We start from the raw sequence: 20,331 nt of genomic DNA, 5'->3' as shown, positions 1-20,331 counted from the left end.
CCTCGTCTATGATCAAGGTAAGTTGAAGTTTTTGAATCGCTCACGCTCACGGTGTGCTTATGGCTACGCGTCGTGTCCTCGCCTTTCCCCTCTGGCAGTATTTGAACCAACGGCTATTTAGTCCGGGCTTTACCCTCAATCCCAAACGGTTCTGGCGGCAGTATTACGATGCTTACCTCGAACGCTGCTGGCAAAAGGACTGTGCCTCGAAGGAAGAACCCTCCTGTTAATCGTTCCACAGGTTCGCTAAAATGAGATAGCTCACTTTCCCGATCAAGATTAGGGACTTTTAGCTGTCGTCATTTTGGTTACTTTCGCCTGTTGGAAGACAGAAATACTATGGTTGCTTCGCCCCCCTCTGCCGATGCGGCACTGAAACGCTCAAAAATTGAGGCTCTCAAGGAACGGAGCCAACATCTGCGAGAACCTGTGGCCACAGAATTGCTAGAACCAACGAATCGTTTTAGCGAAGAGGGGGTGCAGATCCTCAAGTTCCACGGCTCCTATCAGCAGGACAATCGCGATAACCGCGTCAAAGGGCAGGAAAAAGACTACCAATTCATGCTGCGCACCCGCAGTCCAGCGGGGTATATTCCACCACAGCTCTATCTAACCTTGGATCGCTTAGCGGATGAGTATGGCAACCACACCCTGCGAGCAACCACACGGCAGGGATTCCAGTTGCACGGCATTCTCAAGAAGAATCTGAAAGCAGCGATCGCTGCCATTGTCCGCAGCATGGGATCGACATTGGGCGCCTGTGGTGATTTGAACCGCAATGTGATGGCGCCACCCGCCCCCTTTCGCGATCGCCCGGAATATACCCTTGCCTATGAGTATGCCCACCGCATTGCCGATCTCTTGACCCCGCAAACCGGTGCCTACTACGAAATTTGGCTCGATGGTGAAAAGGTGATCTCCGCCGAAGAGCACCCCGATGTGAAGGCGGCACGGCAGCGCAATGGCAATGGCACGATCTTTGCCAATAACGAAGAGCCAATCTACGGCGACCACTATATGCCCCGCAAATTTAAGTGCTGCGTCACAGTGCCGGGGGATAACTCCGTAGATCTCTTTTCCCAAGATTTGACACTGGTGGTGATGACAGATTCCCAAGGCCATCTTGAGGGCTTCAATATCTATGCTGGTGGTGGCTTGGGACGCACCCACAACAAAGAAGAAACCTTTGCCCGCATGGCCGATGAAATTGGCTTTGTCCGAGCGGCAGATGTCTATGATGCGGTGAAGGCAATCGTGGCCACCCAGCGGGACTATGGCGATCGCTATAATCGGCGCCACGCCCGTTTGAAATACCTGATTCATGATTGGGGGGTCGAAAAATTCAAGGCTAAGGTGGAAGAATACTTTGGCAAACCCCTCGAACCCTTTCGCCCGCTGCCGCCGTGGCGCTATCAGGACTTTTTGGGCTGGCACCCCCAAGGAGATGGCAAATTCTTCTATGGCCTGTCCATTGCCAATGGCCGCATCCTTGATCAGGGCAACTTCAAACTCAAGTCGGCCCTCAAGAAAATCGTCAAGGACTTTCAGCTCCCCCTGCGGGTCACGCCCCACCAAAATCTGCTCCTGTGCGATGTCTCTCCCGATCAACAGGATGCAATTCAGCACATCCTTGAGCAGCACGGGGTGCGTGATGTCAATGCCATTGATCCCCTCGAACGCTATAGCATGGCCTGTCCGGCATTGCCCACCTGTGGCTTGGCCATTACCGAGTCGGAACGGGCGATTCCGGGGGTACTGGAGCGGATTCGTCGCCTCATGGATCGGCTGGGACTCCAAGGGGAGCATTTTGTGATTCGCATGACGGGGTGCCCCAATGGCTGTGCCCGTCCCTACTTGGCGGAATTGGGCTTTGTTGGCATTGTCCCCGGCGCCTATCAGACTTGGTTGGGGGGGAGTCCCGATCAAACCCGCTTGGCAGAGGTCTATATTGAGCGGTTACCGATTGCTGAACTGGAAACAGCCCTAGAGCCGTTGCTCGTTTTTTATCGCGATCGCCGACAGCAGGGAGAATCCTTTGGTGATTTTTGCCATCGGGTTGGTTTTGCGGCTCTGCGGGAGTTTGCTGCGAATTACGTTCCCACTGCCACAACAAAGCGCTATCGCGTGGATGTGCGGGCTGATCAATACCAGCAACTCAAGGAATTGGCGGCAGCCAAGGGCATGTCTCTCGCGGCAGTGACCCGTGAAGCGATTCAGCGTTACCTTGAGCAATCGCGCTAAAACAGGCAAGGATAGGATGCCTATCGGCTATAATGAGAAATCGCCAAATAGGGCGGCATAGCCAAGTGGTAAGGCAGAGGTCTGCAAAACCTTTATCCCCCGGTTCGAATCCGGGTGCCGCCTTTGTTCATTCAGTCTGTGGTTTCAGTTTGCTGCACTAGCCAATCTAAGAGTCGGTGGATACCCCAGCAGTAGTCAGGATCGCCCCAGAGGCGTTGGCACTTGCGATCGCTGGTAAAACCGACATGGCCGCCCTGTTCTGTCATTAGCAGGGTGAGGGCAGGATTGCTCTCGGCAATCGCTAGGAGTTCCGGCACAAGACAGGGATCAAATAGGGGATCATCAGCAGCATAGAGAATCCATACGGGTATTGTCAGTTGCGGCAACAGCGGCAAGGGACTACTGGCAGCGTAATACTCGGCCACACTGCCAAAGCCAAGGCGGTCAATGACGAGGGCGGCATCAAAACCGGCAATGGTGTTAATCTGGGCAACGGTTTTGAGATCAAAGATTTGAGGATGAAGGCGATGGAGGTAGCGAGCCAAGTGTTGGAGTTGGTGGCTGATGGCGCGTTCAAATTGCCGTCCCCAAAAGGTCGTGCCGAGGTGAGCAAGGGAACGGTTGGAGTCAAGGTTGGGGCAAATCACAGCAGCCCCCCCAATGTCTGTTGCGCCTTGCTGTTGGGCATACCACGCCCCCCAAAGGGCTAACTGCCCCCCCAAGGAATAGCCAACAAACCAGTAGGGAGGGGTATAGTTAAGTCCTTGACACTGCTGCGCGATCGCCACAAAGTCTTGCCCTTCGTAGAGACCATCACTGGTTAACACGGGGGACAACTCCGCGCTGCGGCCATGGGCACGCCAATCAAAGAGCACGACATCAAAGCGGCGGGCGATCGCCCAATGGGCAAGGGTATGCAAGTACCATTGATTCTTGAGATCACCCGTAATGCCGTAGGTGGCAATGATGGTTCCGCGTGCTGGGCCAACCCGATACCCCTCACCGTACAGGGGCACGCCCTCCGCCCCATGGAAAACATGGCTGGTTTGCGGTTGCCAAGGATAGAGGCACCCCCAGCGTTGGACATAGGCAGTAAAGACCGTGTGGATCACGCCAGAGTGCAGCGGCAGTGGTGGCCAATAGGATAGGGATTGCATAGAATTTAGTCATCCATCGTAAGCAAAATAAGCAAGGTTGGGCGTTTTTGGTGATCATTGTGAGGCATGGGTGATGACACGGAGCGATGATCCGCAGAGGACAGACCCCTACACCATGGAAACCTGTCTGACGGATGTCCAAGCCAATCGCTTGCTGGATGAAGTCTTTGCCGCTGTGGAGGCCGACCTCAATGAGCCAGAATCCCTAGCAGCGGTTTTAGAACCGGAGCCTTCCCTCCTCGTCCCCTTTGAAGCGACGACTCCACCACCGCCGCCGGAACCTTCTCGCTGGCTGCACCGCTCTCAACCGCAGCAGGCCTTTTCTTGGGGCGATCGCTTTTTGATGGGGGTCGGCATTGCCTCCTTTGTATTGGGGGTTGGCCTCTGGATCAGCCTGAATCGCCAACCAGTCGCAGTTGCCCCTGAGGGTGCGGTGACCACAACCACCAGCCCTGCCGATATGGCCTTCGCTGAGTATCTGCAAACCTCCCTGCAACTTCTTAGCCAACAGGCCGCCACCCCGACCCCTTCACCGCCGGCGATCGCCAGCAATTCTGTCCCCAGTCCCACAGTCTCTGCCCCAACCGTTGAGCGCATCTACGTTCCTGTTTACCAAGCCCCCACAACACCCACGGTGACCCTGCCCAATTTACCAACGGTGACAGCCCCTACACCGGCAGCCACACCGGCGCCCCCTGCCCCTACCCCTGCGCCCCCCCAACATACCTTGGTTGGCATCCTCGAACTGGGCGATCGCTCAGTGGCTCTTTTTCAAAGCAATGGCCAAACGCTGCGCTTGAGTGTGGGCGATACAATTGGCAACGACGGCTGGCAACTGGTACAGATTCAAAATCAGCGGGCGGTGCTACGGCGTCAAGGGGAAGTGCGCTCCCTCACCGTTGGCCAAAGTTTTTAAGAAAGGGGCACTCATGAGCTTTTTCCGCGACTTGAATGCATTCCTAGAGCAAAAACTCGAGGACTTTATTCGTGCTAATCCGCAGCTTGAACTCAATCTGCTGCTCCTTGAGCTAGAGGATCAAGACCGGGAAACCCAAGAGCGACTACTGCGGTTGCAACAGGAAGTCAATACCTGTGAACAGCAAATTTTAGGCCTTGTTTCCGAGATTCGCCGCTGGCGCGATCGCATCCAAACGGCGATGGCGGCTCAACGTCCTGACCTTGTGGAATTGGCACGGCAACGGGAGGCCGAATTACGCCGACGCGGCGAGCAATTGTGGACTCAGCGCCTCAATGCCCTCAATCAAATTCCCGTGACCCAGCAGCTTCTGCAAAAGATTCGCGATCGCCGGCGAGAAATCATGAACCGTGTGCCTACTGCCAGTGCACCCCCACCCCCGCCCCCACCGCCACCGCACATGACCAGTGACCTCAATGATCCAATTGAAGCCGAGTTTCGCCGCTTGGAATTGCAAACTGCCCTCGAGGAACTGAAGCGCTCGATGGGGCGATAGCGTAACAGACGTGGGACAATCGAGAACGCGGTTTTATCCAAATGTCCCATGGCGGTTATTCAGATTACATCCGACGACACTTGGCAAATTCAGGCTGATGGCCATCCCCTGCAAGGCACCCTCCAAGTACCGGGGGATAAATCCATTTCCCACCGTGCCCTGATGTTGGGGGCCATGGCAGAGGGCACCACCCATATTGAAGGCCTGCTCGTGGGTGAAGATACCTGTAGTACTGCCGCCTGTTTTCGTGCCCTTGGTGCTGAGATTTCAGATCTCAATGCCACAGCAGTCACGGTTCAAGGCTTGGGAATTGGCCATCTCCAAGAACCTGTGGATGTGCTGAATGCTGGCAACTCTGGTACAACGATGCGGTTGTTGTTGGGGGTATTGGCAGCGCAAACAGGTCGCTTTTTTACGATTACGGGGGATGCCTCGTTGCGATCGCGTCCTATGGCACGGGTCGTCACGCCCTTGTTGCAGATGGGTGCCCAGATTTGGGGGCGTCAACACCACAGCCGTGCCCCCTTGGCCGTTTTAGGACAGCCCTTAGAGCCAATCACCTACTACAGTCCCATTGCCTCCGCTCAGGTGAAATCAGCGCTATTGCTCGCCGCCCTCCACACCGAAGGCACCACCATTATTCGCGAACCCCACCGCTCACGGGATCATAGTGAACGTATGCTTCAGGCCTTTGGTGCCTGTTTGAGCGTGGATGAGGCCACCTGTACGGTGAGTCTTGAAGGACCGGCGGTCTTAAAGGGTCAGAAGGTGATTGTCCCCGGCGACATCAGTTCAGCCGCCTTTTGGTTGGTGGCAGCCTCCATTACCCCTGATTCAGAACTCGTGCTGACCAATGTGGGCGTTAACCCCACCCGCACCGGCATTCTCGACGTGCTTTGGGCAATGGGAGCCGAGATTACCCTTGAAAATGAGCGGCTCGTCACAGGCGAACCAGTGGCAGATTTGCGGGTGCGATCGGCGAGACTGAAGGGAACCCGTATTGGCGGTGAATTGATTCCCCGCTTGATTGACGAGATTCCGATTTTGGCCGTGGCCGCTGCCTTTGCCGAAGGGATCACCGAAATTCGGGATGCAGCAGAACTGCGGGTGAAGGAAAGCGATCGCCTCAAGGCCGTGGCCACCGAGTTGCAAAAAATGGGCGCTAAGGTCATTGAACTCAGTGATGGCCTCGATATTCAGGGGGGCGTGCCCTTGCAAGGCACCCATGTGGAAACCTACGGCGATCATCGCATGGCCATGAGTCTGGCGATCGCTGCCCTCAATGCCACAGGAACAAGCCACATTCACAACGCTAGTGCGGCAGCCGTCTCCTATCCAGAGTTTGTAACAACTCTGCAACAAATTGCTTGACAGCACAAAAATCCCAGTAATTTTTGGGACAACTTCACTCAACACCAAACGCTGTATGCTAACATCAAATAAATTGTTTTGGTGTCACAATGCAGCTTCGCGTTGCATTGAATTCTCTGTAGCCTTCTAATATTCAGGTGTTTACCTTCCTTGATACTTGTAAGACTAAATTAGACCCAAAATGATACAGAACAAAAAAATACGGTAATATAGTTTCACTCCTGCTCTAGGGGCGCCCTTGCGTTTTACCTAGGCGAAGGAAATTCCTCTCTAACTGACTTCTTTGTTTTTTCGTTCAAAAAAGGCTGTGTTTGTTCATCATGGCAACAATTCAAGATTTCATCCACGTTCAGGATCAATGGTCATTAGATGAGTTGGTGGAAATCGCCAACGAACTCTTGCCCCAGCACCTCCCCCAGGAGGACTCCAAAAACCGTGTTTTGGAAGAGGTCAACCCGCGTCTAGTGCGCCATTACACCTCCTGCAAATTGATTGACCGTCCCGCTCGCATTGGTCGCGAAGGTCGCTACGGCTATCGCCACTTGGTGCAATTGCTGGTGGTGCGGCGGCTGTTGATGGAGGGCTATACCGCAGGTGCCATTTACAAGCTGGTGTATCGCATGAGCACCCCAGAACTGCGGGCACTCCTTGAGCAAGGGGTTCATCTGCAATTGAATCCCCCCCCAATCAACCCAGCTTTGGCCTTTTTGCAGCAGGTACAGGACCGCTCCGAGCATCGCTATGGGGAACCCATGCGTGTTAGTCCCAGTGTCAGCCGCCGTGAGGTACCGCCCCCGAGCCATTCACCGCAACCAGAATCTTGGAAGCGCATTGAGGTAGTGCCGGGCTTTGAGGTGCATATTCGCGATGACTTTAACTTTCCCCAGATCAATCGCGATCAGGAAGCCCTTGTCAAGCAACTGGTGCAATTGCTCTCTAGCTATACCCAGCGCTAACTGAGACTGAATATGCGGTGTCGCGGTCAGCCCGCGGGCGATCGCTATAATACGGCCATGGAAGGATGCCTCAACGATACGGATATTTACACGCTGTGCCAAACCCTTGCCCTTGGCCAGCGCACCGGGGAACTCTACCTCGAAGATGATGCCGGTCATACGTGGCTTCTCTTTTTGAGTCATGGTCACCTCGTTTATATTGCCGATCGCCACAGCCACAGTTTAGAGCGGTTGCAGGATCTGCTCTATGGGCAGGGCATTCCTTGGCCGAGTCCCGATAGCTTCATCGAAAGCAAAGCCGGTGCCAGTTGGGTGGAATACGAATGCCTGTGGTGGCTCCTCGATCACTGCAAGCTCAATCAAATCCATAGTGTGTGGCGGGCACTGCTGCGGGAGAGTCTCTTTGACGTTGTTAGCCTCAATCGCGCTTGGTTCAAGTTTTATAGTGCGAGTCCCCTCACCCCCCAATGGCACAATCTCTCCCTGACAATGCTGCTCAATGACAGCCTGAGTCATCTGCGGGAATGGAAAAAACTGCATCCAGAGTTGCGTTCCCTTGATCAATCCCTCGAACTGACGGATATTAAACCCACAGGCAACGATCCAGCGGATCAGTGGTTTCGCCAACTCGAACCCTTCGTGCGCGAGCGGATCACCTTGCGCCGTCTGAGTCGGCAACTGGGACGAGATGGTGTGACGGTCGGCAAACTCCTGCTGCCCTATCTCCATCAAGGGTACTTACAAGTCAGTTCTTGGGGAACCAATGGCCACACCCGTACCTTTCCCCCCCTCTCTTGGCGGCGATCGCCCCGGGTCGTGTGTGTGGATGATGCCGCCACTGTCCGTCAAGTGGTTGAATCCACCCTGCAAGCCGCAGGTTATGAAGCCACGGCGATCGCCCACCCGTTGACTGCCTTGAGTCTCATTTTCCAACTCAACCCCGACCTGATTTTCCTCGATATTGCCATGCCCGAATTGGATGGCTACGAATTTTGCACCCTTCTGCGGCACACCCCTCGCTTCCGTTATACGCCGATTATTATGCTGACTAGCCTCGTTGGTTGGAGCGATCGCCTGCGCGCCAAAGTGGCCGGTGCCACTGATTACCTCAGTAAGCCCTTTTCAACCCAAGAATTACTAACAATTACGCACCATTATATTGGTGCAGCCCCACCTGTGACTTCCTTAACAGACGAGTCCTTTGGCGACGTGCTAGAACCAAAATCAGGCCTTGAGACTCCCCGTTAGCAGGTTAGCTGTCATCAACCTGTCATCCTCTTAGGCTTTTAGAATATAAAGCAAACCCTTAATTCGTACGTGTAACCCCCTATGAGTAAAGTCTTAGTTGTCGAAGATAGTCCGCCCCAGCGGGAAATGATTAGCGAATTGCTAGCGAAAACAGGCTTTGAAGTGACAGTTGCCACCGATGGTGTCGAGGCAATGGAGCAATTGCAGCAGAGCACTCCCGATGTGGTTGTCCTCGACATTGTGATGCCCCGCATGAATGGGTATGAAGTCTGTCGGCAAATTAAGTCCGACCCCCGCACCCAATCCATTCCCGTGGTTATCTGTAGCTCCAAAAGTGAGGAGTTTGATCGCTATTGGGGCATGAAACAGGGGGCTGATGCGTACATTACGAAGCCCTTTGACCCCAAAGAACTCGTTGGCACTATTAAGCAACTCTTGCGAGGCTAAAAAAATGTTTAGTAGCTCAGACCTACTCGCAACCAATGCCCCCATCGAAAGTGGCAATATCGATGACCTCAGAACCCCAGAGGGGGACTTACATATCCTCTTTACCATCCCTAGCGGTGATACCCTAGCCCTACCGGCTATTGGGGTGCGCGAAGTTGTGGCCGTGACTCCCGATCGCATTACCCCAGTGCCCAATACCTCCAACCTACTACTGGGGATTTTGAACTTACGGGGGCAGGTGATTTGGGTAGCGGATACTGGTAAGTTTCTTGGGGATGACACCCCCTTGAATACCGATCGCTCTGAGCTATCGATTATTGCCATTGAGGATGATGAGTTAATGGTGGGGCTAGCAGTTCATCAGGTTCGAGGCATGGAGTGGCTAAACAATGACACCATTAAGCCCGCGACTCATGTCAGCGATCAGATGGCTCCTTTTGTCCGTGGTGAATGGGTTTTTGATGCCGAGCAACAGGACATTGTTAAGCTTTTGGATCCCCTCGCCATTTTACGCAGTGCTCGCTGGGGACTCTAAACTAGAAAAGTAGAATCTCAATGGACACTCGCGCTCAAGTGTCACCATGGAACTCATCTACACCAGTCACTTTAGGAAAATTAACACCCCCGTGATATCTTTCCCAAGGATTGGCGCATACTTTGTAATTAAAGCTTCCTTAATTGAGTCCCTAGAATTATCTGCCCCTTGTCATCGTCCATTCTGGGAGTAAGCCCATGGCATCCAGCAGCACCCAACACACCCAAGAATATCAAAAAGCGGTTGCCGCTTATGTGCAAGGCAACTACGAAGAAGCGGCCAAAATCACTGACCAGTTGGTGGGCACCCGACCGGGCGATCCCAACCTACGGCTGCTGCGGGGGCACATTTACTGCTGTCAACAACGCTACAGCGAGGCTCAAGAGCAGTACCATGCAGTTCTCAATGCCACCACTGATCCAGAGTTGATCAATCTGGCCAACGAGAGCCTCGCCAAGATTAAGGATTTGATTCCTGCTGCTGAACCTACCAAAAACAGGGGCGAAGAACATCACACCACCCTGCAAGGAGATCACACCCAACTTCAGGGGGACAATACCTTTGTGCAAACTACCCCACCCCCTCTGGAACCCCAAGCCGCGAACCCCTCAGAGGAATTGAGTCTTGAAGACTTTGGCAGTGAGTTAGGAACAAGTAACCCCTTTGACGATCTCGAGGTTGCCGACATTGAAGAAGAATTTGGCGTCAGTTTAGAAGAGGGTACCTTTAATCCCTTCGACGAAGATGCAGCGGTTCAGGATCCCTTTGCCTTTTCGGCCAATTCTTTGGAGGAGCCAGTAGCGGATATTCCAGAAATTCCCATTGGTGAATCGGTGCAACCTCTAGGCGCTGAAGCCATTGGGGATGATGATATCACGATGCTCATGGGAAGTTCTCCTTTGACCCCGTCCGAACCGGCCAGACCTATTTTTAATGGTGAGACATCAGAAAGTACTGCAGATCCTTTTCAAGAAATGACGCCGCCCTCCCCAGAAACATTTGATGATCCCTTTGCCGTTGAGATGGCGGTGTCTGAAGAGAGTCTCTTTGCCGGTTCTACAGAATCCGCAGCAAATGTTTCTGAAGAGAGCCTTTTTCCGGGTCTTGAGGAATCCCCAGCAGCCAGCATTTCTGAAGAAAGCCTCTTTCCAAATCTGACGGAAGCCGTTGAGACCAACGTTCCTGAAGTCTCTACCTCTGCCGCTGGTATCAGCGATTTGTTGACCAATGAGACGGCAGATGCCATTGAATTGTTGCCGCAGCGCGAATTAAGTTCTTCTGATGCAACCGAGGAGGAAGACGATCTCTTTGGTGACTTCTCAGCTTCTCTTGAGGCTTTTGAAGCCCCAGATATTGTGGCAGAACCCCTGTCTCCTGAAGCCTTTGACCCCGCTACCTTTGACGATGAGCAAACGATCGCTATGTCTGAGTTTCCCGGACGTGAGGCCATTGCCGAAGACCCGAGGGCACCAGAGGCACCAGCGATCGCGCAAGGGGAAGCTAGCTCTGGTGGTGCTGAACCCTTTGAATCCATTGCCGACTTTGACTTAGAGGATCTCTCCTTTGGCAATGCAGATCTCTCCGGTGCGGGATTTGATGATGAAATGACCATTGCCAATCCCCAAGTGCATGGCATGGGCGCCGTTGGCTCAGAGGCTACAGTGATGACCGATGCCGGCACCGAGACCTTTGCAGTTTTACCGGATGAATTTGATCTCAGCCAGCAAAGTCTTGAGGACTTGGCCGATTTTAGCCTCGACCTGAGCCAAAGCACTGCTAGCCGCGCTGAAACCCCACCCCCTCCAGCAAGTCAGGATCTCTCAGCCTTTACCGAGCAGGTGGCCATTGCAGCACCAGTAGCTACTCCCTCAACACCTCCCCGTAGTCCTAGTCCTGTGGCTGGAACAGTCCCAGCAGCCTCAACGGCCACGAGTTCCTTTGGCCAGCAAAACATTACCTCAGCCGTAACCAGCGGTGTGCTTTCCGCCTTGGCTGCGGGGGCCGTTAGTTTAGGCTTTAGTGCCCCTGGCCCTGCGCCTTTAGTGAGTGGTACTGCCGCCGGTCTCACCGCCGGGGTGGCCGTCTATGCCATGGGGCAGCGCAGTGTCAGCCGCATCAAGCGCTTCTGTACGGATTTGCAGGCACAGTGTAATGCCGTGATTGCTGGTGATATGACGGCGCGGGTGCCGGTCACCAGTAACGATGAACTGGGACTCTTGGCACAGAGCTTTAACCAAATGACGGATACCATCCAGCAAATTACCGCCGATGCCCAGAAAAAAGCAGAGGAAAACGAACGGCAGCGGGATGATTTACAGCGCCAAGTGATCCGACTCCTCGATGATGTCGAGGGTGCCGCCCGAGGTGACCTGACCGTACAAGCGGAAGTGACAGCGGACGTGCTCGGCGCAGTGGCCGACTCCTTTAACCTGACAATTCACAACCTGCGGACGATTGTGCAACAGGTGAAAATTGCCGCCCAGCAGGTGAGTCGCGGTGCGGCAGAAAACGAAACCTTTGCCCGTAGTCTCTCAGCAGATGCTCTGCGGCAAGCGGAGGAGCTAGCCGTCACCCTGAACTCGGTGCAGATGATGACCAATGCGATTCAGCGGGTGGCTGAAAGTGCCCAAGAAGCCAATGAAGTGGCACGCAATGCTTCAGAAACAGCCCTCCGTGGTGGTGAGGCGGTGGAACGCACGGTGGCGGGTATTTTGCAGATTCGGGAAACGGTGGCGGAGACCACCCGCAAGGTGAAGCGCCTAGCGGAATCTTCCCAAGAGATTGCCAAGATTGTCGGTGTGATCTCGTCGATCGCCAACCGCACGAACCTATTGGCCTTGAACGCCAGTATTGAGGCCGCACGGGCCGGGGAAGCAGGTCGGGGTTTTGCGGTGGTCGCCGATGAAGTGCGGCAACTGGCAGACCGCGCAGCCAAAGCCTCGAAAGAAATTGAACAGATTGTGTTGCAAATTCAAAGTGAAACCGGCGCGGTGATGACCGCCATGGAAGAAGGGACACAGCAGGTGATCGAGGGAACGAAGCGGGCTGAACAGGCCAAGCACTCCCTTGAGGACATCATCCAAGTGTCGTCGCAAATTGATACCCTGGTGCGCTCGATTACCAACGCCACGGTCGAACAAACAGAATCGGCGCGAGCTATGGCTCAGGTGATGCAATCCATTGAGTTGACAGCGCAGGCCACCTCTCAGGAGGCACAGCGGGTGTCTGACTCGTTGCAAGGTCTAGTGAGTGTGGCACGCAACTTGCAAGCATCGGTGGAACGGTTCCGCGTTGAAAATACTGAAGATCAAGCCTAAGCAATCCGGGAGGGGGCTATGCAAAGCGATCAACAAAAGCGCATTCTTGGCTACTTCATTGAGGAGGCGCAGGAACACCTGACCACCATTGAAGACAGTTTGATGAATCTCCAGCAGGTGGTCAATGACCCCGAGGCGATGAGTGAAATGTTTCGGGCAGCCCACTCCGTCAAAGGGGGAGCGGCTATGCTCGGACTCCATAGCATTCAGCACACCGCCCACAAGCTGGAGGACTACTTCAAAATTCTGCGGGAACACCCCGTAGCGGTGGATGAAACCCTAGAGCAACTCTTTTTGCAAGCCTTTGATGCGCTGCGGGAACTCCTCGATGAATTGCAAGGCCCCTTTGGTTTGACGGAGGAGACAGCAACGGCAACGCTGAATCGGGTGGAGCCAGTCTTCAATCAACTGCAAGCCCACTTGAGCCACCTGACCAAAGGAGCAGAGGCAGCGCCCCCGGTAACTGCGCCTTCTCCCCCTGTGGCCGAACCCGTGAAGCCGCCGGTACAACCCGTTGCTGATTCCAGCTACCGCTTAGTCTTTCAAACGGAAGTGCCCGATCGCCTGCGGGCAATGTTGCAACTCTTTAAGCAGCCCGATTCGCCCCAAGTGCGGCAAGAATTGGCGGAGGCCTGTTCTAATTTGGGTCAATTGGGGGAAACCTTTGCGCTGCCCCAGTGGGTTGAATTGCTGGCGATCGCCCAACAGGCGGTAAGTAACACAGCTCAGCCCCTCACGGCTTTGGCACCCGTGGTGATCAAAGAGATTATGGCGGCCCGCGACTTGGTGCTCAATGGTCAAGGCAGTGCGATTCGTCCCAGTGACAGTTTAGTGGCGCTTCAGCCGCCTGTGATTGAGGAAGCGCCGGCTGTTGTTCCAGAAGCGCCAGAGCCTGCGGTCTTAGAATCAGCTCCCGTGACTCTTGAGGAACCACCGCAACCCCCTGAAATAGCCTCTGAGGTTGCTCCGCCAGAGGTGAGTGCGCCTGAAGAGGAGGTTTCCGAGCCAATGGAGCCAATGAGCAGTGGTGGCGATGGTGTCACGGTTTTTGGCGAGGAGAGTGGGGCTGATTTCCAAGAATTGAGTGACATTTTTAGTGATGCCACGGCACTGCCGACGGACTGGCTGGAGGACACCCTTGAGGAGGATTTGGCCAGTTTAGGGCTGGGGGATGAAGCGGCCTTTGATGAGGAAATTTCCGACTTTTTGAACATGACCGCTGCTGAGGAGTTGCCTGAGGTAGAACCCAACTTTGATGCCATCCTCGATGAAATTGAAGACCTCTCTGGTGAGCTGGTCTCTGCGGAGGTGGAGGAAGCATCCCTCGATGACCTCACGCCGCCAGCGATCGCCGAAAGTATGGCTGAGACCCTTGAGGCGCCCTTGACACTTGACAGTCCGGCTGAGGAGAGTGCAGCCACAGAACCCGCCGAAATCGGTCTGGATGCATTCCTTGAACAATTCACCGAGGAAGCCCCCTCAGAGATGGCCGCTCTTGATGAGGCAGTTGCTTCCCTAGAAGACTTTTTGGGTGAGATGGAAACCACTGAGGCTCCCGATCTGCTTCCCTTAGAAGAGGACTTTGAGATCTCTGCTCTCAGTGATGTCGCTGAGGATGTGGCTGAGTTCCTTGAAGAGGTGCCTAGTCTCAATGATGTCCTAGAAAACTTGGTCGTGGATAATGTGGCGGAAGAAGCCCTCGCGGAATTTATTACCCCGCCAAGCACTGATGATCCTTGGGCAGAAACGCTATCCGAGGCGCCGGCGATCGCTGAGCCAAGTACGCCTGAAGTCACAGCGGCAAATATCGCTGAATCCGAACCACTAGTAGAGGAGGTTGTACCCGCTCCTGAGGCTGCCAGCATTGCCGAGCTAGAATCCCTGATGGAAGCGTCCCTAACCTCGCCTGAGGCTGCGACCGTTGCTGAATCTGAAGCACTGGCCGAGGAATCTCTCGCCTCTCCTGAAGCTGCGGGCATTACAGAACCCGAAGTGCTGGCCGAGGAATCTGTCCTCTCCCCTGAAGCTGCCAGCATGGCTGAACTGGAAGCGCTGGTGAATGATGCCACGGTGCCTGCTAGCCCCGAAAGTGTCCTAGAGGAATTGGAGGGGCTGATTGAGCAAAGTACAACCAGTACACCCCCACCCGAGGCTGCCACGTTCAACGAATTGGATCAGCTTTTAGAGACGGCGGCACCACCTCCATCAGCCTTTGAGGATCTCGAGCAACTCTTGGGGCAAGCCACCCCAGCACCCGCCACCACTGATGATAGTTTTGCCGATTTAGAGAAATTAATTCCCCAACCCGCAGGGAGTAGTGCCAAGGCAGCCACCCCTCGACGAGCCGGGGCAGGGGCAAAAGGTGGCTCCTTAGTGGAACAAACCATGCGCGTACCCGTACGCCACCTCGACACCTTGAGTAACCTCGTTGGGGAGTTGGTGGTCAACCGCAATAGCCTCGAAGACACCCAAGAACGCCTGCGGCAGTTTCTTGATAACTTGCTCTACCAAGTCCAACAACTCGGGGATGTCAGCCAACAGATGCAAGACCTCTACGAGCGATCGCTCCTTGAAAGTTCACTGTTGGGCGTAACGACAGCACGGGCAGCCAACGGCCAAGGAGAACGGGGAACCCACGCCACGGGGGTCGAGTTTGATGCCTTGGAAATGGATCGCTTTACCGGCTTCCACACCCTCTCCCAAGAGGTGATTGAGCGGATCGTGCGGGTGCGGGAGGCGGCGGATGACATCCAGTACGTGATTGATGAAGTGGAGCAGGTGGCACGGCAATTTCGTCAAGTCACCACCCAAGTCCAAGAGGGGTTAAGCCGCTCACGAATGGTGCCCTTCCGTGAAATGTCTTCCCGCTTACCGGGCGCCGTGCGTCGCGTTGCCAGTACCATCGGCAAACAGGTGGAACTAAAGATTGAAGGGGAAGATACGCTCATTGACAAGGGCATCCTTGAAAAGCTCTTTGACCCAATGACCCACCTGATCAATAACGCCGTCTATCACGGCATTGAACCGCCCGAAGAGCGGCGGCGATTGGGCAAACCTGAAAAAGGCCTGATTCGGGTGCGGGCCTTCTATCAAGGGAGTCAAGCGATTATCTCCGTCAGTGATGATGGGGCGGGGATTGACCCAGAACGGGTAAAACGCAAGGCGATCGAGAAGGGTCTCCTGAAGGAGGCTGATGCTCCTAATCTCTCGCGTCAAGAGGTCTATGCCTTCCTCTTCCAATCGGGATTTAGCACCAAAGATCAAGCCGATGCCCTTGCCGGTCGCGGTGTGGGTATGGATGTGGTGCGCAAAAATCTTGAGGACATTCGCGGCACGATTAACATTGACTCTACGGTGGGTAAAGGCACCACATTTACGATCCGCTTGCCGCTGACGCTGAGCATTACCAAAGCTCTTTGCTGCATTGATAACCACTGCCGCATTGCCTTCCCCATTGATGGTGTGGAGGATATGCTGGATATTCCCCAAGAGCGCATCCAAACCCTAGAAGATGGTCAACGTGTTCTCTCGTGGCACGATCGCCTGCTGCCGGTGCGTAAACTCGGAGATTTGCTGAAGTACAGCCGCAACATCAGCCGTAGCAATGTCTATGGCGGTAGCACCCAAGATGATGGCATGGTCTCGATTGTCGTGTTGCGCAGTGGCGATGATCTCGTGGCGATGGAGGTGGATCAGGTCATCGGCGAACAGGAAATCGTGATCAAACAGTTGTCGGGGCCTGTGCCGAAGCCAGTGGGTGTTGCTGGAGTAACTGTCCAAGGGGATGGCCGCGCAATGGCGATCGCCGACGTGCTGGAAATTATTGACCTGTCCCTAGGACGCATGGATCGCGACTGGCGTGGCTTTGGCCATACCATGGATGTTGCGGAACCCGAGGAAGCCTCTGAACCCTTGGTGCTGATCATCGACGACTCGATTACAGTGCGGGAGTTGCTCTCAATGACCTTTACACGGGCAGGCTACCGCGTCGAGCAGGCACGGGATGGTCAAGATGCGTGGGAAAAACTGCGCTCGGGCTTGCCCTGTGACTTGGTCTTCTGTGACATTGAGATGCCCCGCATGGATGGCTTGGAGTTGCTCTCGCGGATTCAGAAGGATCCCAAACTCAACCACCTGCCGATCGCCATGCTGACCTCACGGGGCGCCGATCGCCACCGCAAGATGGCCGCACAACTGGGGGCACGGGGTTACTTTACGAAGCCCTATCTAGAGGAGCAATTACTGGATGCGGCAGCGCGGCTCCTCAGGGGTGAAGTCCTTGTGCAGCAGGAGCCGACACCTACCCCATGAGTGAGCGATCGCCCGCCCTAGCCGACTTCCTTGCCCAACTCCCCTTTGAACTGGATGCCTTTCAAGAAGCGGCGATCGCTGCCCTTGATGCCGGTCGCTCTGTGGTGGTCTGTGCTCCTACGGGGTCAGGTAAAACCCTCATTGGTGAGTATGCAATTCACCGTGCCCTGACGCGGCAGCAGCGGGTTTTTTACACCACCCCCCTCAAGGCACTCTCGAACCAGAAGTGGCGTGACTTTCAGCAGCAGTTTGGCGCGGAGCAGGTCGGCCTCTTGACCGGGGATGTCTCGATTAACCGCGATGCCCCAATTCTAGTAATGACGACGGAAATTTTCCGCAATATGCTCTACGGCACCCCCATTGGCGAAGTGGGTACCTCCCTTGCGGGGGTTGAAGTGGTGGTGCTCGATGAATGCCACTACATGAACGATCGCCAGCGGGGCACCGTTTGGGAAGAATCGATCATCTACTGCCCCAAGGAAATTCAACTAGTCGCCCTCTCCGCCACGATCGCCAATGGCGAGCAACTCACCGACTGGATTCAATCCGTCCATGGGGATGCTGAACTCATCTACTCCGACTGGCGACCCATTCCACTGCACTTTTACTTTTGCAATGGCAAGGGACTCTTCCCCCTCTTGGATGGCCAACGCAAACGCCTCAACCCGAAGCTCCACGGTCAGCCCGAACTGCGGCGACGCGGCGGCAAGCGGGACTTTTTGAGCATCCGCTACGTGGTCAGCCAACTGCAACAGCGGGAGATGCTGCCGGCCATTTACTTTATCTTTAGTCGGCGCGGCTGTGACCAAGCCGTTCAAGAGGTCTTGGGCATGAATCTGCTCACCAAGGCAGAACAGCAGGCACTGGCGGAGCGGGTCGAGGCCTTTTTGGCACAACATCAGGATATTGTTGCCCCAGAAATGATTGCCCCCCTCTACCAAGGGATTGCCGCTCACCATGCCGGGGTGCTACCCGTGGTGAAAACTCTTGTGGAAACCCTCTTTCAAGAAGGCCTGATCAAACTCGTCTTTGCCACGGAAACGTTGGCCGCAGGGATCAATATGCCCGCGCGCACCACTGTTATTTCTACCCTCTCGAAGCGCACCGACAGCGGTCATCGCCTCTTGACAGCCTCGGAGTTTCTGCAAATGGCAGGACGAGCCGGCCGCCGGGGCATGGATACGGTGGGTCATGTGGTTACCTTGCAAACCCCCTTTGAGGGCGCCCATGAAGCGGCATTTTTGGCCACAGCCGCCCCGGATCCCCTAATTAGCCAATTTACCCCCAGCTATGGCATGGTCTTGAACCTGCTCCAACGCCACACCCTCGAAGAAGCGCGGGAATTGGTGGAGCGCAGTTTTGGGCAATATTTGGCCACACTGCAACTGACCCCGCAGCGGCAGGCGATCGCCCAACTGGAAACAGAATTGCAAACCGTGCAACAGCGCCTCACGGGCATTGATCGGCAGCAACTGGCGCAGTATCAAAAGCTGCGGGAACGGCTGCGGCAGGATCAACGCCTCCTAAAAATCCTTGAACAGCAGGCGGAGCAGGAACGTGCCCAAGAACTGCTCCCCTTTATGATGGCAGTGCCACCGGGAACATGGCTCCATATTAAATCCCCACTGCGGGATCATCCCCCCTTAGCCGCCGTCCTCTGTCAGCCCGTTGCTGGCTCCGGGCAGTTGCCCCACTGGCTGTGTCTTGCGGCCGATGGTCGCTTTCGGGTCGTTGGCATTGATGATATTTTGGGTGTCTATCCCGATCGCCCCCCCTGTAGCACTCTCCCCCCGCCCCCAGAGGCAATGAAACTGCGCCTAGGGGAAAGTTATCCCTGCAATGAGGCGAATCACTACCTCGGTGCCCTCCCAGATCTGCCACCCGTCTTACCCGCGCCGGAAGTGGCTGCCCAAGCCGCTAAAATCGCTGACCTTGAGGCGAAATTGAGCCAACTGCAAGGGAGTCTGCCGCAAAATGTCCATTCACTGCTACGCCTAGTGCGTCGTGAAGAACGGCTACAAACGGAACTGCGCGATCGCCAGCACAAGCTCCATCAACAGTCCCAACGCCACTGGGAGCAATTTCTTGCCCTCATTGCTGCACTGCAAGACTTTGGTGGCCTCAATGATCTAACCCCCACCCCCCTTGGGGAAATGGCCGCTGCCCTGCGGGGAGAGAACGAACTTTGGTTGGCCTTGGCCTTGGCCTCTGGCGAACTCGATGACTTGCCCCCCCATCTCTTAGCAGCAGCGATCGCAGCTCTGGTCACTGAAACGCCCCGTTCCGACAGTTGGTGCAACTACCCCATCCCCAGTGAAGTGGAAGAACGCCTTGCCGCCCTGAGTCCGATTCGCCGTCGGCTGTTTCAGGTGCAGCGCCGCCATCACATTATCTTTCCTCTCTGGTACGAGTGGGATCTCATTGGCTTGGTGGAGCAGTGGGCCTTGGGCACGCCGTGGAATGAATTGTGCACTGAAACCAATCTCGATGCCGGTGATATTGTGCGGTTGCTGCGGCGCACCCTCGATTTTCTTTCCCAGATTCCCCATGCGCCCCACACCAGTCCCCAACTGCGCCAAAGTGCCCAGCAGGCTCGCTATCTCCTCGATCGCTTCCCCGTGAATGACTTGCTGGAAGGGGTGGAGCTAGAGGCAGCAACCGTATAGCTTGAATCACGATAAGGAGTGGCTCAGGCGGGATTTGAACCTGCGACCTTGGGCTTATGAGTCCCCTGCTCTAACCACTGAGCTACTGAGCCGAAATTTTTGCGCAATTTTCATTATAACGCGAATGTCCCAAAACTCAAGGCTTGGCTCGCAGATTCCAGTCAAGTTCGCCGTACAATAAAGAGTGGATCCATTAGAGGAAAGATAGGCGTTGAGCAAAGCAGAACGCACGGCGCTTGACAACAAGCTATCGCAGCGATTTATTCATCTCGATCCGGCAGGGTATTTCATTATCTATATTGACCCTGAGCAAGAACTGATCTGGATGAAACACTATCCCAATGACATCAATGAGAAGGGTCTAGCAGTCGATCCCGATACCGGGGAACCCATTCCCACGAAAGGGAAAGTCACGCGGGAACCAGATCTAGTCCTCAGCGGTCGAACAGCCAAGGAGTTATGTATTGAACTCTTTGAAAAAGATCGCCAACTGGTGACGATGTTTGACCATGCGGCCTATCTCGGTCGTGAATTGATGCGGGCACAGTTTTGTTTGGATGAAGGGCTTGAGTATATCCAAGATTAGACAACACTGGCGCTGGGGGGTAGG

General features: G+C 54.9%; 14 protein-coding genes and 2 tRNA genes. 14 read left to right on the top strand and 2 right to left on the bottom strand.

Annotation, left to right across the window (positions count from 1 at the left end):
* Window positions 1-59: 59 nt before the first annotated feature.
* From KV190_RS00430 to KV190_RS00420, 3 genes are all read left to right on the top strand, one after another.
* Entirely contained in the window at window positions 60-230 is a 171-nt protein-coding gene (locus KV190_RS00430) for a hypothetical protein (RefSeq protein WP_190278128.1), read from the top strand.
* 109 nt (window positions 231-339) lie between these two features.
* Window positions 340-2,241: a sulfite reductase, ferredoxin dependent gene (sir, locus tag KV190_RS00425; RefSeq protein WP_460194072.1), complete on the top strand. Its 1,902-nt coding sequence runs from the start codon at window positions 340-342 to the stop codon at window positions 2,239-2,241.
* A 51-nt stretch (window positions 2,242-2,292) separates the two neighbouring features.
* A tRNA-Cys gene (locus KV190_RS00420) sits at window positions 2,293-2,364 on the top strand.
* Window positions 2,365-2,372: 8 nt separating this feature from the next.
* Here KV190_RS00420 and KV190_RS00415 read toward each other — a convergent pair.
* Window positions 2,373-3,398: a YheT family hydrolase gene (locus tag KV190_RS00415; RefSeq protein WP_460194071.1), complete on the bottom strand. Its 1,026-nt coding sequence runs from the start codon at window positions 3,396-3,398 to the stop codon at window positions 2,373-2,375.
* 73 nt (window positions 3,399-3,471) lie between these two features.
* Here KV190_RS00415 and KV190_RS00410 point away from each other — a divergent pair, with 73 nt between their 5' ends.
* The 10 genes from KV190_RS00410 to KV190_RS00365 all read left to right on the top strand — a co-directional run bounded on the left by KV190_RS00410 (window position 3,472) and on the right by KV190_RS00365 (window position 19,721).
* A complete protein-coding gene (locus tag KV190_RS00410; protein WP_460194069.1) occupies window positions 3,472-4,314 on the top strand; it encodes a hypothetical protein in 843 nt (280 codons plus the stop codon).
* 13 nt (window positions 4,315-4,327) lie between these two features.
* Window positions 4,328-4,870, top strand: coding sequence for a TIGR04376 family protein (locus KV190_RS00405; protein WP_460194068.1), 543 nt, complete (start codon window positions 4,328-4,330; stop codon window positions 4,868-4,870).
* 48 nt (window positions 4,871-4,918) lie between these two features.
* Complete coding sequence (gene aroA, locus KV190_RS00400) at window positions 4,919-6,241, top strand: 3-phosphoshikimate 1-carboxyvinyltransferase (protein ID WP_460194067.1); 1,323 nt, start codon at window positions 4,919-4,921, stop codon at window positions 6,239-6,241.
* Window positions 6,242-6,561: 320 nt separating this feature from the next.
* Window positions 6,562-7,197 (top strand): MerR family transcriptional regulator, encoded by a 636-nt coding sequence (locus KV190_RS00395; protein WP_149817113.1) that lies wholly within the window; start codon window positions 6,562-6,564, stop codon window positions 7,195-7,197.
* Window positions 7,198-7,209: 12 nt separating this feature from the next.
* On the top strand, window positions 7,210-8,445 hold the full coding sequence (locus tag KV190_RS00390) for a response regulator (protein WP_460194065.1): 1,236 nt from the start codon (window positions 7,210-7,212) through the stop codon (window positions 8,443-8,445).
* 81 nt (window positions 8,446-8,526) lie between these two features.
* Window positions 8,527-8,892 (top strand): response regulator transcription factor, encoded by a 366-nt coding sequence (locus KV190_RS00385; protein WP_460194064.1) that lies wholly within the window; start codon window positions 8,527-8,529, stop codon window positions 8,890-8,892.
* A 4-nt stretch (window positions 8,893-8,896) separates the two neighbouring features.
* Window positions 8,897-9,427 carry a chemotaxis protein CheW gene (locus KV190_RS00380; protein ID WP_149817107.1) on the top strand — a complete coding sequence of 177 codons (531 nt, stop codon included), beginning with the start codon at window positions 8,897-8,899 and terminating at the stop codon, window positions 9,425-9,427.
* Window positions 9,428-9,624: 197 nt separating this feature from the next.
* A complete protein-coding gene (locus tag KV190_RS00375) occupies window positions 9,625-12,744 on the top strand; it encodes a methyl-accepting chemotaxis protein (RefSeq protein WP_460194062.1) in 3,120 nt (1,039 codons plus the stop codon).
* 18 nt (window positions 12,745-12,762) lie between these two features.
* Entirely contained in the window at window positions 12,763-17,055 is a 4,293-nt protein-coding gene (locus tag KV190_RS00370; protein ID WP_460194061.1) for a hybrid sensor histidine kinase/response regulator, read from the top strand.
* The gene (locus KV190_RS00365; protein WP_460194060.1) at window positions 17,052-19,721 is read left to right on the top strand and encodes a DEAD/DEAH box helicase; all 2,670 of its coding nucleotides are present in this window, start codon (window positions 17,052-17,054) and stop codon (window positions 19,719-19,721) included. The genes KV190_RS00370 and KV190_RS00365 overlap by 4 nt, the downstream gene beginning before the upstream one ends.
* A gap of 19 nt (window positions 19,722-19,740) precedes the next feature.
* On the opposite strand, the gene KV190_RS00360 is transcribed toward KV190_RS00365, so the two are convergent.
* A tRNA-Met gene (locus KV190_RS00360) sits at window positions 19,741-19,813 on the bottom strand.
* A gap of 119 nt (window positions 19,814-19,932) precedes the next feature.
* Here KV190_RS00360 and KV190_RS00355 point away from each other — a divergent pair.
* The gene (locus KV190_RS00355) at window positions 19,933-20,307 is read left to right on the top strand and encodes a DUF4346 domain-containing protein (RefSeq protein WP_286626093.1); all 375 of its coding nucleotides are present in this window, start codon (window positions 19,933-19,935) and stop codon (window positions 20,305-20,307) included.
* Window positions 20,308-20,331: the final 24 nt, after the last annotated feature.

This window comes from Thermosynechococcus sp. FA-CM-4201, from assembly GCF_054689355.1.
Note: the sequence above shows the minus strand (reverse complement) of the source record. Positions and strands in the feature narration are given on the sequence as shown.